The sequence below is a fragment of the Pseudomonas sp. PDM01 genome (assembly GCF_014852325.1).
GTDB lineage: Bacteria > Pseudomonadota > Gammaproteobacteria > Pseudomonadales > Pseudomonadaceae > Aquipseudomonas > Aquipseudomonas migulae.
Genome location: NZ_JACVBK010000004.1, coordinates 248926 through 264051, shown reverse-complemented (window position 1 = coordinate 264051; position 15126 = coordinate 248926). Strand labels below are relative to the sequence as shown.

16 protein-coding genes are annotated in these 15126 nt (G+C 58.2%); 11 read left to right on the top strand and 5 right to left on the bottom strand.

Annotated features, from left to right (window positions below; genetic code table 11):
* The first annotated feature begins 122 nt into the window (after positions 1-122).
* Both IB246_RS12055 and IB246_RS12050 read left to right on the top strand, forming a co-directional pair.
* Positions 123-755 (top strand): glutathione S-transferase family protein, encoded by a 633-nt coding sequence (locus IB246_RS12055; RefSeq protein WP_008043330.1) that lies wholly within the window; start codon positions 123-125, stop codon positions 753-755.
* A complete protein-coding gene (locus IB246_RS12050) occupies positions 752-1702 on the top strand; it encodes a Nudix family hydrolase (RefSeq protein ID WP_008043329.1) in 951 nt (316 codons plus the stop codon). The genes IB246_RS12055 and IB246_RS12050 overlap by 4 nt, the downstream gene beginning before the upstream one ends.
* A gap of 97 nt (positions 1703-1799) precedes the next feature.
* Here the strand turns inward: IB246_RS12050 and IB246_RS12045 are convergent, their stop codons facing one another.
* From IB246_RS12045 to IB246_RS12035, 3 genes are read right to left on the bottom strand one after another with little or no spacing between them, the layout of a single operon-like run.
* On the bottom strand, positions 1800-2381 hold the full coding sequence (locus IB246_RS12045) for a cob(I)yrinic acid a,c-diamide adenosyltransferase (protein ID WP_008043328.1): 582 nt from the start codon (positions 2379-2381) through the stop codon (positions 1800-1802).
* Positions 2382-2383: 2 nt separating this feature from the next.
* Positions 2384-4420, bottom strand: coding sequence for an ATP-binding protein (locus tag IB246_RS12040; protein WP_008043327.1), 2037 nt, complete (start codon positions 4418-4420; stop codon positions 2384-2386).
* A gap of 45 nt (positions 4421-4465) precedes the next feature.
* Positions 4466-5383: a putative 2-dehydropantoate 2-reductase gene (locus IB246_RS12035; RefSeq protein WP_032832794.1), complete on the bottom strand. Its 918-nt coding sequence runs from the start codon at positions 5381-5383 to the stop codon at positions 4466-4468.
* A gap of 140 nt (positions 5384-5523) precedes the next feature.
* Here IB246_RS12035 and IB246_RS12030 point away from each other — a divergent pair, with 140 nt between their 5' ends.
* A complete protein-coding gene (locus tag IB246_RS12030; protein WP_007906601.1) occupies positions 5524-6009 on the top strand; it encodes a YajQ family cyclic di-GMP-binding protein in 486 nt (161 codons plus the stop codon).
* A gap of 138 nt (positions 6010-6147) precedes the next feature.
* Entirely contained in the window at positions 6148-6990 is an 843-nt protein-coding gene (locus IB246_RS12025) for a mechanosensitive ion channel family protein (RefSeq protein WP_008043325.1), read from the top strand.
* A gap of 76 nt (positions 6991-7066) precedes the next feature.
* On the opposite strand, the gene IB246_RS12020 is transcribed toward IB246_RS12025, so the two are convergent.
* On the bottom strand, positions 7067-8413 hold the full coding sequence (locus IB246_RS12020; protein WP_008043324.1) for an OprD family porin: 1347 nt from the start codon (positions 8411-8413) through the stop codon (positions 7067-7069).
* A gap of 916 nt (positions 8414-9329) precedes the next feature.
* Between IB246_RS12020 and IB246_RS12015 the strand changes: the two genes are divergently transcribed.
* Together IB246_RS12015 and IB246_RS12010 are read left to right on the top strand one after the other, a co-directional pair.
* Positions 9330-9755 (top strand): HIT domain-containing protein, encoded by a 426-nt coding sequence (locus IB246_RS12015; protein ID WP_008029239.1) that lies wholly within the window; start codon positions 9330-9332, stop codon positions 9753-9755.
* 3 nt (positions 9756-9758) lie between these two features.
* Complete coding sequence (locus IB246_RS12010) at positions 9759-9965, top strand: SlyX family protein (RefSeq protein WP_008029236.1); 207 nt, start codon at positions 9759-9761, stop codon at positions 9963-9965.
* A 61-nt stretch (positions 9966-10026) separates the two neighbouring features.
* Here IB246_RS12010 and IB246_RS28910 read toward each other — a convergent pair whose 3' ends face one another.
* A complete protein-coding gene (locus IB246_RS28910; RefSeq protein WP_008029235.1) occupies positions 10027-10629 on the bottom strand; it encodes a cold-shock protein in 603 nt (200 codons plus the stop codon).
* 308 nt (positions 10630-10937) lie between these two features.
* On the opposite strand from IB246_RS28910, the gene IB246_RS12000 reads away from it, so the two are divergent.
* From IB246_RS12000 to IB246_RS11980, 5 genes are all read left to right on the top strand, one after another.
* Positions 10938-11408: a Dps family protein gene (locus IB246_RS12000; RefSeq protein ID WP_008029233.1), complete on the top strand. Its 471-nt coding sequence runs from the start codon at positions 10938-10940 to the stop codon at positions 11406-11408.
* A gap of 259 nt (positions 11409-11667) precedes the next feature.
* A complete protein-coding gene (locus IB246_RS11995; RefSeq protein ID WP_008043323.1) occupies positions 11668-12006 on the top strand; it encodes a ribbon-helix-helix domain-containing protein in 339 nt (112 codons plus the stop codon).
* A gap of 136 nt (positions 12007-12142) precedes the next feature.
* On the top strand, positions 12143-12364 hold the full coding sequence (locus IB246_RS11990; protein ID WP_010457489.1) for an FmdB family zinc ribbon protein: 222 nt from the start codon (positions 12143-12145) through the stop codon (positions 12362-12364).
* A gap of 100 nt (positions 12365-12464) precedes the next feature.
* Complete coding sequence (gene aspS / locus IB246_RS11985; RefSeq protein ID WP_008029229.1) at positions 12465-14240, top strand: aspartate--tRNA ligase; 1776 nt, start codon at positions 12465-12467, stop codon at positions 14238-14240.
* 120 nt (positions 14241-14360) lie between these two features.
* A complete protein-coding gene (locus IB246_RS11980) occupies positions 14361-15107 on the top strand; it encodes a YebC/PmpR family DNA-binding transcriptional regulator (protein WP_008043322.1) in 747 nt (248 codons plus the stop codon).
* Positions 15108-15126: the final 19 nt, after the last annotated feature.

The window sequence follows — 15126 nt, the reverse complement described above, 5'->3', positions numbered from 1 at the left end:
GCGGGCAAGCCTCGCTCCTACAAGGATCGCGCAATCCCTGTAGGAGCGAGGCTTGCCCGCGAAGAGGTCCGATCAGACACCAAAGATTCTGGCCTGTCCCCCCTCATCAAAAGGTCCCGAACATGAGCCTCCACCTGATCATCGGCGACAAATTGCATTCCTCCTGGTCCCTGCGCGGCGCCCTGGCCCTTGACCTGGCCGGTGCCCCGTACACCGAAGAATTGATCAAACTGAACCAGCCGGACACTCGCGAGCAGTTGCTCAAGCATTCGCCGACCGCCAAAGTCCCGTTGCTGAAAACCGAGCACGGCACCATCGCCGATTCCCTGGCGATTGCCGAGTACCTGGCCGAACAATTCCCTCACTCCGGCCTCTGGCCCAAAGACGTCGCGGTCCGCGCCCAGGCACGTTCAGCCTGTGCACAGATGCACGCCGGCTTCTTCGCCATGCGCGGCAACATGCCGTTTGACCTGAGCCGCGACGCACCTTTGTCGCCGGTCCCGGCTGACGTCCAGGCGGACATCGAACGCATGCTGGCGTTGTGGGCCGAGTGCCGCGCAGCCGCGACCGAAACCGGTCCATACCTGTTTGGCCGCGCGACCCTGGCCGATGCCTTCTTCGCACCCATTGCCGTGCGCCTTCGCACCTACCAGGTGAAATTGCCGGTGGCGGACGAGGCCTACGTCGAAACGATCTACCAATGGCCAGCCTTCAAGGCCTGGCAAAAGGCGGGTCTGGAGGAGGTCGGGCAGTGAAACGAGTACACGTAGCCGCCGCGGTTATCCGCGATAGCAGCGGCAAGATCCTTATCGCCCGGCGCGCCGACACTCAGCATCAGGGCGGTCTTTGGGAATTCCCGGGTGGCAAGGTCGAGGCCGACGAATCCGTGGAAACTGCGCTGGCCCGTGAGCTTCACGAAGAGCTGGGGATTGTGGTCAATGCCGCTCGACCGCTGATCAAGGTCCGCCATGACTACCCGGACAAACAAGTGCTGCTGGATGTCTGGGAGGTCTCGGACTTTTCCGGCGAACCTCATGGTGCCGAAGGCCAGCCTTTGGAGTGGGTGGCGCCGCGTGATCTGCCGGGCTATGAGTTTCCGGCCGCCAACCAGCCAATCGTTGCGGCGGCGCGATTGCCTTCGGCTTACCTGATTACGCCTGAAGATCTGGAAACCCCTGCGCTGCTGCGCGGTATTCAGAAAGCCATCGCCAACGGCATCAAGTTGATCCAGCTGCGGGCGCCCAACGGCTACGACCCGAAATACCGTGATCTGGCGGTGGACGCGGCCGGACTGTGTGCCGGCAAGGCGCAGTTGATGATCAAGGGGCCGTTCGAATGGTTGGGCGATTTCCCGTCGGCCGGTTGGCACATCACCTCGGCACAGCTGCGCAAATACGCAGCGGCCGGTCGTCCGCTGCCGGCGTCGCGCTGGTTGGCGGCGTCCTGCCACAACGCCGAGGAACTGGCGCTGGCCGAGCAGATGGGCGTGGACTTTGTGACCCTGTCGCCGGTGCAGCCGACCCTGACGCATCCGGGGGCTCAGCCGCTGGGTTGGGAGCAGGCTGCAACGTTGATCGAAGGTTTCAGCAAGCCGGTGTTCTTGCTCGGTGGTGTTGGACCGGCGCAAGTTGATCAGGCTTGGGCGGCAGGCGCCCAAGGTGTGGCGGGGATTCGGGCGTTCTGGCCGGATTCTTTGGTGTAGCTGCCGGCCTATTCGCGGGCAAGCCTCGCTCCTACAGGGATTTGCATTCTTCAGTAGGAGCGAGGCTTGCCCGCGAAGGCGTCCTTAAGAGTGCCGCTTAAACCCCGGGTTTCGCAGCAGGCTGCCACAAAATCTCCGCAACCCCCTGGCGCCTGGCAATCACCCGCGCCACCACAAACAACAGATCCGACAACCGATTGATGTACGCCAGGCCAACCCCGGCCAACGGTTCAAGCGCATTCAAATGCTGACACCGGCGCTCGGCACTGCGCGCCAGGCTTCGGCACACATGCGCTTGCGCAATCAGTGCCGAACCGCCCGGCAGAATGAAATTCTCCAGCGGCCCCAGCTCTTCATTCCACACATCGATCGCCGCTTCCAGGCGTTCGATTTCTGCCGCCTTCAACGCCTGATATTCCGGCATGGCCAGTTCGCCACCGAGATCGAACAACCGATGCTGGCAAGGCGCCAATACCTCGATCACTTCGTTTAATCCGGGAAACTTTCCAAGTTCCGCTTCGAGCCCGGCCAACAGCACGCCGACCTGGCTGTTCAATGAATCGACTTCGCCAATGGCCTCGATCCGCGGGTGGTCCTTGGGCACGCGGCGGCCGTCGCCCAGCCCCGTTTCGCCTTTGTCGCCGGTGCGGGTGTAGATCTTCGACAAGCGAAAGCCCATGGTTACCTCGAAAGCTGATTGAGTTCTTGAGAAACGAGCGGGGTGCTCGTCAACGGCAGGCGCAAGGTGAAACACGTGCCCTGGCCCAGGGTCGATTGCACTTCCATCTGACCCTTGTGGTTGTTGGTGATGATGAAATACGAAACCGACAAGCCAAGCCCGGTGCCCTGACCGATTTCCTTGGTGGTGAAGAAGGGTTCGAAGGTGCGTTTGCGCACGCTCTCGCTCATGCCTATGCCATTGTCCTCGACCTGGATTTCCGCCCACGGTGGATTGAGTTTGGTCCGCAGGATGATCCGTCCCGGCTCGCAGCCGTCCTCGCGCTGGTGAATGGCTTGCGCGGCGTTTTTCAGCAGGTTGAGCAGCACTTGCTCAAGTTCGTTGGCGGTGCCGGGCACGGGGCCCAGAGCGGGGTCGAACTGACGAATGATCGCCTGACCCTTGAAGTCAAAGCCAATCGCCAGGTCAAAGTCGTTGCCGGCGATTTCCACGGCTTGATCGATCAGCGCCGGCAAATCGCACGGCGCCATTTGCCGGGTGCTGCGGCGGCTGAAGCTGAGCATGTGGGTGACGATTTTCGCCGCCCGGGCGCCAGCCTGTTGAATGCCGTCGAGCAACTGCGGCACCTCACGTACTTTCAGGTACTCGTTGACCGTATCCAGCTCAACGCCGACTTGTTCGGCCTGTTCGAGGTTTTTTGGCAAGTCCGGGGACAGGCGTCGACGAATGTTCTGCACGTTGTGCAGGATCGCGCCAAGCGGGTTGTTGATTTCGTGGGCCATGCCGGCGGCGAGGCCGCCAACCGAGAGCATTTTTTCTGACTGCACCATCATTTCCTCCAGCGACAGGCGCTGGGTGATGTCGTCGATGCGGATCACCACGCCACGACCGGCACCGCCCATCAGCGGGTAAAAGGTCAGGGCGTAATGCTTGGGTTCATCGTCCTTGAGCCAGGTCACGCGCTCGATCTTCGCCACCGTGTGCTGCTCGACGGTTTGCTTGAGCTGAGGCAAAAACGGTTTGAGCGGTTCGAACGCAAGGAAGATCGGCTGATTCAGCGCTTCATCCAGGCGTGTGCCGGAGAGGGCGCTGGCCTCCTGATTCCACTGCGTCACGTAGAGCTGCTCGTCGAGGGCGATCAGCGCCGACGGCATGGAGTCGATGATGCTGTTGAGGTAATTCTGGAACCCGGTGAGTTTCTTCTCGATCTTGCTTCGCACCTGGACCTCGAGTTCCAGTTTGCGGTTGGTGTGGCGGGTTTCTTCGGCCAGGCCCTGGGCCTGATCGTAAGCGGCCTGGGATTCGTCCCGTGCCCGTTTGAGTTGCTGCTCCCGTGCCTCGATGCGCGAGAGCATGGTGTTGAACGCCTCGGCCAGGCTGCCGATTTCGTCATGGTTGCCGCGTGAGGCGCGCAGGGCGTAGTTCTCCTCCCGGGTCACTTGCCGGGACAGCTCTTCGAGTTGATGGATCGGCCGGGTAATCAGGCGTTTGATCTGCCGGGCGATCACCAGCCATAACAGCACGCTGAAGATCAGAATGCCGAGGCTGGCCGTCAGGGTCCCGGTGTAGAAGGCCATCGGCAGTTCGCTGCTGGCGACCAGCAGCAGATGGCCGGGCGCGGTGCCGGGGCGGGGCAGGGTGATCACTTGGTTGCTGCGAAATTCGGTGGCTTGCCAGGATTCGATGTGGCGGTAACGCGCTGGCAGGCCCAAATGATCGCCACGTTGCAACTGCGCCAGCCTTTCGCCCTTGCCGTCATACAGGGCTGCCGCGCGCAGCGGTGAATAGCTGTTGAGCTCATTGAGCAGTCGCTCGGCATTTTGTGGTGACTGCAGCGCTTCAGCCACCAGGCTCGGGTTGGATACCAGTCGGCCGATGGTCTGCAAGGCCTGGGGCGCCATGCTTTCCTGGGAAATGTAGTACGCGGCGCTGATAAAGGTCAGGTTGGCGACCAGCAAAACGGTGGTCAACAGCACCAGCAAGGCGGCCAGCAGTTTCTGGCCGACGGGAAGGTTTTCAAGGCGCTGGCGCAATGGCATCAGGTTTATCGCTGAAAAGGAACAAGTGGCCAGCGTAGCCGCTGCTCAGTCGCTGGGCAATCCAAGGCTGTGCAGATGGGCGATCAAGCGTGATTCAAGCTGATTGAGGTGCGGCAGGTTCAGTTGGTGCCGCGAAGCCACTTTGCAGACATAGCCCAACAGGTAGCTGATTTCGGTACGGCGTTGATTCGCAACGTCCTGATACATCGACGAGAAATTGGCTGCAGTGGCGTGAATCACCCGTTCCACTTCCGGCTGGAGGTTTTCGGCGGCGGCCGGCTGGCCACAGCGTTCAAGCAGCTCGGTCAGTTCGCCGCAGAGGGTCGCGACTTCGCAATGGTGGTCCTGCAAGCCGCCATTGCGGCAATCGTGCAACACCGTCAGTGGATTGATCGCGCAGTTGAGTGCCAGTTTCCGCCAAAGCCGGGTCAGAATGTCGGTGCTCCACTCGTGGGGAATCCCGGCGGCGCTCACGTCATCCAGCCATATCGGCGCCACGGGATGACCGGCATCCCCCAGCCAGGTGTAACCGTGACCGGCGAATACCACGCGCCAGTCACCGTCGCGAAACGCGCCTTCGGTGCTCGAAGCAAAAATGCAGCGCGCTTGCGGCACCTGCGCCGCAACGGCGTCCTGACTGCCAAGGCCGTTCTGCAACAGGATCAATTCGGCACCGGACGTGAGGCGCGGCGCCAGTCGGGCCACGGCTTGCTCGGCATCGTAGGCTTTGCAGGCCACCAGCAGGCGATTGATCGGCTCATCGCTGTCGGTAGTTTCGCCGGGGATGGCATACGTTGTTGCTTCGCCGTGCTCCACCAGCGTCAAGCCGCCCGCAGCCTGATAAGCCTGCAAGCGCGGCGCATCCCGCACGATCAGCCGGACCGGCACTCCGGCCCGCGCCAGACGCGTGGCCCATAAAGTGCCGAGGCTGCCGGCGCCCAGAACATGCCAGGTGGTGGACATCAGCTTTTTGCTCTGTTTGAGGCGCGCATCGGACGCTCGCAGTGAATGATGGGAAAGACCCGTTATAATCAGCGCGGATTTTAACCGCAAGCCAGGCGTGCTCCATCTTGATCGAGCGCGCCCTTTATTGGAGAGATTACATGCCGTCGTTCGACGTGGTATCCGAACTGGACAAACACGAAGTCACCAACGCGGTCGAGAACGCCGTCAAGGAACTCGATCGTCGTTATGACCTGAAAGGCAAGGGCACCTTCGAGTTCAAGGAAAAGGACCTGACCGTCAACCTGACCGCTGAAGCCGATTTCCAGCTCGAAGCAATGATTGAGATCCTCAAGCTGGCGCTGGTCAAGCGCAAGATCGACGTGCAGTGCCTTGAAGTCAAGGATGCCTATGCGTCGGGCAAGCTGATGAAGCAGGAAGCCGTTCTCAAGGAAGGCATCGACAAAGAGCTGGCGAAGAAAATCGTCGCTCACGTCAAGGACGCCAAGCTCAAGGTGCAGGCCGCCATTCAGGGCGAGCAAGTGCGCATTACCGGCAAGAAACGTGACGATCTGCAGGAAGCCATCGCAGCCCTGCGCGCCAAGACGTTCGACATGCCGTTGCAGTTCAACAACTTCCGCGACTGATTTCTCAGGCGGGAACCTCTCGGCGTTTTCGGCGTCCGAGGCCCAAGCAGCGGCAGAAAGGCTGCCCCCGAACGGGAGCAGCCTTTCTGCCGCTTATTTTTTTCGCGTGCCGTGTGGCCGGAAATCAGGAGAATGTAGATGGACTTGAATGCTGAAGTGGACAACCTGGTCAAGGCGTCCCAAGCCTGGATTCCGATGATCATGGAATACGGCAGTCGGGTGCTGCTGGCAATCATCACCCTGGCCATCGGCTGGTGGTTGATCAACAAAGTGACGCAGAAACTGGGCGGCCTGATAGCGTTGCGTAACGCTGACCTGGCGCTGCAAGGCTTCATCAGCAGCCTGGCGAACATTATTCTGAAGATCTTGCTGATCGTCAGCGTGGCGTCGATGATCGGTGTCGAAACCACCTCCTTCGTTGCTGCAATCGGTGCGGCCGGTCTGGCCATCGGTCTGGCGTTGCAGGGCAGTCTGGCGAACTTCGCCGGTGGCGTGCTGATTCTGTTGTTCCGTCCGTTCCGTATTGGTGACTGGATCGAAGCTCAAGGTGTTGCCGGTACGGTCGACAGCATTCAGATTTTCCACACCGTACTGCGCACTGGCGATAACAAGACCATCATCGTCCCGAACGGCAACTTGTCGAACGGCATTATCACCAACACTAACCGTCAACCCACCCGCAAGGTTGTGTTTGATGTGGGCGTGGATTACGAAGCGGACTTGCAGAAAGCCCGTGAAGTATTGCTGGATCTGGCCAAGGATGATCGCATCCTGGCTGAGCCGGCTCCGCAAGCTGTCATTTCTACCCTGGGCGACAGTTCGATCACTGTTTCCCTGCGAGTGTGGGTAAAGACGGCGGATTATTGGGATGTGATGTTCATGTTTAACGAACAGTCCCGTGACCGGTTGAAAACGGCCGGTATCGATATCCCGTTTCCACAGCGGGTGATTCGTGTGGTGCAGGAATCTGCGGTGCAGTAAGCAACACGCAGGCAACAAAAAGGCCCATCCGAAGATGGGCCTTTTTTATTTGTTACCGCAAACTAACTGGATGCGATTACAAAATCGACAGTGGGTAGTCGACGATCACACGGAACTCTTTCACGTCGCCTTCACCTTCGTCGGCGTTAGCAAAGTGCCAGGCTTGACGGAAGCGAACGGACAGATCTTTTGCCGGGCCAGACTGAACAACGTACTTGGCTTCGAAGTTGGTTTCGTTGTGCTTGCCATCTTCACCGTACAGGCCGGTGTAAGCGCTGCCTGCTGGGGTGTTGGTACCGTCGATGTCCCAACCTTTCACGTAACGGGTCATGAAGCTCAGACCTGGAACGCCGTACTCAGCCATTTTCAGATCGTAACGGATCTGGGCAGACTTCTCGCCAGGGGCGTTGAAGTCAGAGTACTGGATGGAGTTGGCGAGGAAGATCGAGTCGCCACCGCGGTTGTTCTTGCCGATACCGACGTAGTCGAACGGGGTATCGCCATTAACCTTTTGGAAGGCCAGGGTGATGGTGTGCGCTTTCAGGAACGAGAGAGCAGTTGCCAGCGAGAATGCGGTGTTGCTGATGTCACCAGCTTTCGAATCACCGGTATCGGTGGTGCGATAGATGTTGAAGTCAGTGTTCAGCGACGTGTCACCACCAAATGGAGTGGTGAGGTTCACGTTGGCGTAGTACTGGTTCCAGATGTCTTCCAGCTGGGCGCCATACAGCGATGCGGACAGGTTGTCGGTAATGCCGTACTTGCCACCGAAGTAGTCCATGCTTTTGGCTTTCACGCCAGCATAGTTTGCAAACAGGTCGCCGTCGCGGGAGTTTTTGTCCTGGCTGGAACCCGAGTAGAAGTGGCCGGCTTCGAGGTCAAGGTCTTTGACTTCGCTGCTCTGCAGTTGGATACCGCTGGCAACTTGAGGAAGGATACGGGAACCGCCAACAGCAAACACTGGAGCAGTGCTTGGCGACATGTCGCCGATTTTCAGCTCGGTTTTGGAAACGCGGAATTTAATGGCCGCGCCTGCTTTACCCTGGCTGTCGTTGACGTTGCGGCCACCGTTGGCGTTTACGACGTCGCTACGGCTCATGTTGCCCGAACCGGAAGTGCCATCGCCGCCATCCAGTTTGATGGCCAGGTAACCGAATGCATCAACACCAACGCCGACAGTACCTTGGGTGTAGCCGGAGTTGTAGGTGCCCCAGAGACCTTGGGTCCAGTCTTTGACGTCGCGGGCGCCGTCTTTGTTGTCACGGTTGAAGTAGTAGTTGCGGACCAGCAAGTTCAACGAGCTGTCTTCAACAAAACCTTTGGCTTCAGCCTGGTCACTTACGAAAGGTGCGGCCGTAGCCACTTGAGTACTGGCTGCTGCTGCAACTGCCAGTGCGATCATGCTCCACTTCATCACGCGCATCGTGATTTGCTCCTTTGGTTTTAGAAGAGTACTGCCGTCCCACCTGTTTTATTATCTGGGCGGCTCTTTCTTTTTGTGTCGGCGCAAACTTATATCACGCCGACCATGTTGGCGATACTTGCGTATCTATCCTTTCAGCTTCTTTACGACCCCGTCGCAAACAGCTTGGTAGATGTCGCAAATTTACAGCCCCAATGCAACCGGAATGACAACGTCATCGCTGTTTTCCAAGGCGTGAGCATCGGTAAAAAGAGTCCCTGGTGAAACGTTTGAATCTCCATCGGGCAACCCTGCCACTGTTTTTATTTGCCTGAAGGCTTCCACTTCCAGCGGTTGCATTGCAGGCGATGTGAGTGTGAATGCAACAAGCGTGCACAAATCAGAAAACTGCTGTTTTTTTTTCTGAACGCCTGCGTGTTACCGTAAAAACCTCATAAAACCGGGGGTTACAAGCACCTTTTAATGGGGCTTGACGCCACGGTTTGCATCGTGTTGCGCCCTCCTGGCCGACTGCGTGACAAACAAAAACGTTACCGGTTCACCCCGCCAGTGGGTAATTGGCGGATACCCGACGCACTCAGCGTAGACGCACTGTGCGGTTTTGGTGCAAAAAATTTTAATCGCTGTACTGAATTCATACAGCATGACTGCTGAGTGATTGCGAACAGGTCGTTGTCTGTCAGTCATTTCAGCGTTTTTTGCATGATCATCGGTTCTGTAATGGTGCGCCCTTGCGAAAAATGTCTCATGTCGGGGCGCGCATTCTGCAGGTCGCTCGAATTTCGATGGGCCTTCGGCCGTGGTTCGTCGTGAAGGCGGTGGTGTTCACAGGTATGCTGCCGTCCTGTCGCTTGGTGCGTCGTCCTGCGTGGAGGGGCGCTAAGCTGAAAATGATGACTAGACGGGAGTGCGCGCAGTGTTCGCTTTAGATCCACGACTTCAACAAGACACGTTACCGATCGGGGATTTCCCGCTCAGCCGGTTGCTGTTGTCCAATGATTCGAACTACCCGTGGTTCATCCTGGTACCTCGTCGCGACGATATCAGCGAGATATTTCAGTTGGATGTCGCTGATCAGGTGCAGCTCTGGAAGGAAACGACTGCGCTGGCGGAAATGCTCAAGGACTCGTTCGACGCGGATAAATTGAACGTCGCGGCCCTGGGTAACGTCGTCAGTCAGTTACACATGCATGTGATTGTGCGCAAGCGTGAGGATGCCGCCTGGCCAGCCCCGGTCTGGGGCAAGCACCCGGCGAAGCCTTACAGTGCAGAGCAGATCGCGGTGATTCGCGAGCGGCTGCGCCTGGTGTTGACCGATGATTTTACGTTTCTGGAGGGTTGAATCATGAGCCTGGAAGAACGCGTTACCGATCTGGAGAGCCAGCTGGCCTTTCAGGATGACACCATCCAGGCATTGAGCGATGTGCTGGCGACGCAGCAGCGTGCCGTTGAGCGTCTGCAACTGCAAATGGCGGCCTTGCTCAAGCGCCAGGAGGAAATGGCCGGCCAGTTCGAAACGTTCGAAGAAGAAGCGCCACCGCCGCATTACTGAACATGCAGGCGTAAAAAAACCGCGAGCAGCCTGGCTGTTCGCGGTTTTTTTTAGCCTTGAATCAGCGTCGCGGAAGAGCGGCGATCACGTCTTCGGCTTGCAGGCCCTTGTCACGATTCATGACGGAGAACTCCACGCGCTGGCCTTCGACCAGGACGCGATGACCTTCGCCACGAATGGCCCGGAAATGCACGAAAATATCATCGCCGGAATCACGGGAAATAAACCCGAAACCTTTGGAAGTGTTGAACCACTTCACGGTGCCGGTATCGCGGTTGGTCATGTCATAGCTTGGCGAAGCGGTGGCCGGTGAAGATTTGTAGAAGCTGATGGCCAGATGAAGAAGCACGGCGATCAGGGCCGCCACCAGGCTGAACAGTACGGCAGGTTGACCGGCGATGACAGGCATCGGCGCGAGCAGCGTCAGGGTTTGCAATACGACAGTCAGAACCAGCAGGGCGCTGACCAGGTTTTGCAGTTGATGACGCGGGCCTTTGTTCCAGTAAGGGATTACAGGTGCGAGGGTAAGGTTGAGCAGGCCGAAAAAGGCCAGGTAAAGCGCATCGGGTTGTTGCAGGTAAGGAACAGCTTCGGATCGCAGGCTAGGGATGAAGGACAGCAGCAGGGCCGCTGCGCCCATTAGCAGGTGGACGATTTTCAACATTTTGATTAACTCACGTTAAGACGGATCACAAGGAAGAGCTGATGGAGCACGGTTCGCTTCAGAACAATAAGAGGCGTTGGGCACGTACTCGTTATCAGCCTATGCGCAACGCCCGGAAAAATAGGGCTTTGCGACACACTGCCTATTTAACAGCAAAGCTTGCGGCTACTCAAATCAGGGAGTCCGGCGGTGCATCGGGGGCGATATGTCGCAGGGAGCGGGGGCATTCCCGCCTGCGGTGTGGCGACAGGCTTGCTAGAGTGGTCCTGCACCTGTCGGATGAATTTGATCACCTTTAGGGGAAAAGCATGGCAATCGATATCGGTATCAGTGAAGAGGATCGCAAGTCCATCGTCGACGGACTTTCGCGTCTGCTGTCGGACACTTATGTACTTTATTTGAAAACCCATAACTTCCACTGGAATGTCACCGGTCCCATGTTTCGGACCCTGCACCTGATGTTCGAGGAGCAATATAACGAGTTGGCCCTGGCGGTCGATTCGATTGCCGAGCGCATTCGCGCGCTGGGCTTTCCTGCTCCGGGTGCCTATTCCATTTATGCGCGCCTTTCTTCTATCAAGGAGGAGCCGGGCGTGCCCAGCGCTGAAGGCATGATCAAACAACTGGTCGAAGGGCAGGAGGCCGTCACGCGTACGGCGCGGGGGATCTTTCCCCTGCTCGACAAGGTCAGCGACGAGCCCACGGCGGATTTGCTGACCCAACGTATGCAGGTTCACGAGAAAACCGCATGGATGTTGCGCGCTTTGCTGGATGAGTAACGCGTTCAGTGCGCGGATGGTGCCTTGCAGGCGTTGTCCGCGCGCTGTCGTTTCGGCCTCTCTTCGTTGAATGATCTTACGTCAGTATGTGTAGGAGATTGTCCGGACTAGGACGGTCTCCATGATCCGCCTTCAGTTGTTGGCTTATCCTACGTGGATGGTCAAAAAGTCATCTGGATATAACTTTGCGCCTGCGCTTTTATAAGAATCACAGCATGACTCTTATAAGAACCAGGGATGGCAAAGGAGTGTCAACGGTATGGTTTATGAAGACAGGCGAAGCGATGGGAGGAACGGTTCATTCAAGGATGTAAGGATCGATCCGTTTGTCAGTGAGTTCGATATGGGCCTGGCCCAGCCATTATCCCGATCCGTACGCTTGAATGGCTTTGCCACCTGCTTGCGGCTTGAGCAGGTGTATTGGGATATTTTGGGGGAAATGGCCAGGATCAATTGCTGTTCGGTCAGTGCGTTGTTGTCTCACGTGGATCGAGAAGTGCATTTGCGCCACGGCGGGGTCAAGAATTTCAGCGGGCTGGTGCGGGTTGTCTGCGTTGTGCACAGCCTGAAGGAAGGGAGTTGCGTCGTCATGGCCTAGTCGTGATGGCGGAATGCATCGTGTGTCAGTCTGTGCAGTCTTACGGCTGCACAGGCTGCATTTAATGGATATAATCCCGCTCTTTGCCGCAAAACCCAGCGTGCGCGGTAGCAATCTGATCGCCGAGACAACCCCCATGCCGATGTACGACTATCAATGTGCTTCCTGTGGTCATCAGTTGGAAGCCATTCAAAAGATCAGCGCAGCACCGCTGGTCGACTGCCCTGCCTGCCAGGCGCCAGAGCTCAAGAAGATGCTGTCCATGCCGGGCTTCCGCCTTAGCGGCACCGGCTGGTACGAAACCGATTTCAAGACCGGTTCCAAGAAGAACCTGGCCGGCGGCGATAAAGCCGACTAGGGTCTGGAACCTGAGTTGAACGACACGTGCGAGCTCTTGCACCATCCCGTGTGCAAGGCCTCTAACCGAATTTCGAATTACGAGAAGTGAAACCACTACCATGATGCGCAGCCATTATTGCGGCCAACTGAACGAAAGCCTGGAAGGCCAGGAAATTACCCTTTGCGGATGGGTTCACCGTCGCCGTGACCACGGTGGGGTGATTTTCCTCGATATCCGTGATCGTGACGGTCTGGCCCAGGTGGTGTTCGACCCGGACCGCGCTGAAACCTTCGCCGCCGCCGACCGCGTGCGCAGCGAATACGTGGTTAAAGTGACCGGCAAGGTCCGCCTGCGTCCGGCCGGTGCCGGCAACGCCAACATGGCGTCGGGCATGATCGAAGTGCTGGGCTACGAGCTGGAAGTACTGAACGAATCGGAAACCCCGCCGTTCCCGCTCAACGAATATTCCGAAGTGGGCGAAGAAACCCGTCTGCGCTATCGCTTCCTTGACCTGCGTCGCCCGGAAATGGCCGAGAAGCTGCGTCTGCGTTCGCGCATGACCACCAGCATCCGTCGTTACCTCGACGAGAACGGTTTCCTCGACGTCGAAACGCCGATCCTGACCCGTGCCACCCCTGAAGGCGCACGTGACTACCTGGTGCCGAGCCGTACTCACGCCGGTTCGTTCTTCGCCTTGCCGCAATCGCCACAGCTGTTCAAGCAGCTGCTGATGGTGGCCGGCTTCGACCGTTACTACCAGATCGCCAAGTGCTTCCGCGACGAAGACCTGCGTGCCGACCGTCAGCCTGAATTCACCCAGATCGACATCGAAACCAGCTTCCTCGATGAAAAAGACATCATGGGCCTCACCGAAGGCATGATCCGCAACCTGTTCAAGGAAGTGCTGGATCTTGAATTCGGTGAATTCCCGCACATGACCTTCGAAGAGGCCATGCGTCGTTACGGTTCCGACAAACCGGACCTGCGTAACCCGCTGGAACTGGTGGACGTTGCCGATCAACTGAAAGAAGTCGACTTCAAGGTCTTCAGTGGCCCGGCCAACGATCCGAAATGCCGTATCGCTGCCCTGCGTGTTCCTGGCGCAGCGAGCATGCCGCGCAAGCAGATCGACGACTACACCAAGTTCGTCGGCATCTACGGTGCCAAGGGCCTGGCGTACATCAAGGTCAACGAGCGCGCCAAAGGCGTTGAAGGCCTGCAGTCGCCAATCGTCAAGAACATCCCTGAAGCCAACCTCAACGTGATCCTCGATCGCGTTGGCGCAGTGGATGGCGACATCGTGTTCTTCGGTGCCGACAAAGCCAAGATCGTCAGCGAAGCCTTGGGTGCACTGCGGATCAAGGTCGGTAACGACCTGGACCTGCTGACCTGCAAGTGGGCACCAATGTGGGTCGTCGACTTCCCGATGTTCGAAGAAAACGACGACGGCAGCTTCACTGCCTTGCACCACCCGTTCACCGCGCCGAAATGCACCCCGGAAGAGCTGGAAGCCAATCCGGCGACCGCCCTGTCCCGTGCCTACGACATGGTTCTGAACGGCACCGAGCTGGGTGGCGGTTCGATCCGTATCCACCGCAAGGAAATGCAACAGACGGTATTCCGCCTGCTGGGTATCAATGAAGCGGAACAGGAAGAGAAATTCGGCTTCCTGCTCGACGCCCTGAAATACGGCGCGCCGCCGCACGGTGGTCTGGCCTTCGGTCTGGACCGTCTGGTGATGCTGATGACCGGCGCCCAGTCGATCCGTGAAGTGATCGCCTTCCCGAAAACTCAGAGTGCTGCCGACGTGATGACGCAAGCACCGGGTGTGGTCGATGCCAAGGCATTGCGCGAACTGCACATTCGTCTGCGCGAAACGCCAAAAGCTGAGTAAGGCTGACCCTGAAGGCGCATCCTCATGGGATGCGCCTTTTCTTCAGGTCGAGATTTTTTGTTTGCTGGCCGGCACTTCGTGTGTGGCGGGCAATGTTTCAAAGAGAATTCGGAGCGAGTTATGGCGGGTCATTCCAAGTGGGCGAACATCAAGCACCGCAAAGAACGTCAGGATGCCAAGAAGGGCAAGATTTTCACCAAGTGGATACGTGAACTGACCGTTGCTGCCCGTCAGGGCGGCAGTGATCCGGGCTCCAACCCGCGTCTGCGACTGGCCCTGGACAAGGCGCTGGGCGCGAACATGAGCCGCGACATCATCGATCGCGCGGTGGCTCGCGGTGCCGGTGCAGCCGACACTGATGACATGGTCGAGCTGACCTACGAAGGCTACGGCCCGGGTGGCGTGGCGGTGATGGTCGAGTGCATGACCGACAACCGCAACCGCACCGCAGCGGCTGTTCGCCATGCGTTCAGCAAGTGCGGCGGTAACCTGGGTACCGACGGTTCCGTGGCTTATCTGTTCGAGCGCAAAGGGCAGATTTCCTTCGCGCCGGGCGTGGATGAAGACGCCTTGATGGAAGCGGCGATGGAAGCCGACGCCGATGACGTGGTCACGAACGAAGACGGCTCCATTGACGTGTTCACCTCGTTCGCCGGTTTCTACTCCGTGCGTAACGCTCTGGAAGCCGCCGGTTTCAAAGGTGATGACGCGGAAATCGTCATGCTGCCGACCACCAGTGCCGAACTGGACCTGGAAGGCGCCGAGAAAGTCCTCAAGCTGATCGACATGCTCGAAGACCTGGATGACGTGCAGAACGTCTATTCCAACGCGGATATCCCCGAGTCGGTGGCCGCACAGCTCGGTTAAGGGCGTCCCCTGTAGGAGC

Coding starts and splice junctions, on each gene's coding strand:
- IB246_RS12040 (WP_008043327.1), bottom strand. CDS start 4,420: ATGCCATTGCGCCAGCGCCTTGAAAACCTTCCCGTCGGCCAGAAACTG.
- IB246_RS12045 (WP_008043328.1), bottom strand. CDS start 2,381: ATGGGCTTTCGCTTGTCGAAGATCTACACCCGCACCGGCGACAAAGGC.
- IB246_RS11980 (WP_008043322.1), top strand. CDS start 14,361: ATGGCGGGTCATTCCAAGTGGGCGAACATCAAGCACCGCAAAGAACGT.
- IB246_RS12055 (WP_008043330.1), top strand. CDS start 123: ATGAGCCTCCACCTGATCATCGGCGACAAATTGCATTCCTCCTGGTCC.
- IB246_RS11990 (WP_010457489.1), top strand. CDS start 12,143: ATGCCGATGTACGACTATCAATGTGCTTCCTGTGGTCATCAGTTGGAA.
- IB246_RS12010 (WP_008029236.1), top strand. CDS start 9,759: ATGAGCCTGGAAGAACGCGTTACCGATCTGGAGAGCCAGCTGGCCTTT.
- IB246_RS12000 (WP_008029233.1), top strand. CDS start 10,938: ATGGCAATCGATATCGGTATCAGTGAAGAGGATCGCAAGTCCATCGTC.
- IB246_RS11995 (WP_008043323.1), top strand. CDS start 11,668: ATGGTTTATGAAGACAGGCGAAGCGATGGGAGGAACGGTTCATTCAAG.
- IB246_RS12030 (WP_007906601.1), top strand. CDS start 5,524: ATGCCGTCGTTCGACGTGGTATCCGAACTGGACAAACACGAAGTCACC.
- IB246_RS28910 (WP_008029235.1), bottom strand. CDS start 10,629: ATGTTGAAAATCGTCCACCTGCTAATGGGCGCAGCGGCCCTGCTGCTG.
- IB246_RS12035 (WP_032832794.1), bottom strand. CDS start 5,383: ATGTCCACCACCTGGCATGTTCTGGGCGCCGGCAGCCTCGGCACTTTA.
- IB246_RS12025 (WP_008043325.1), top strand. CDS start 6,148: ATGGACTTGAATGCTGAAGTGGACAACCTGGTCAAGGCGTCCCAAGCC.
- aspS (WP_008029229.1), top strand. CDS start 12,465: ATGATGCGCAGCCATTATTGCGGCCAACTGAACGAAAGCCTGGAAGGC.
- IB246_RS12020 (WP_008043324.1), bottom strand. CDS start 8,413: ATGCGCGTGATGAAGTGGAGCATGATCGCACTGGCAGTTGCAGCAGCA.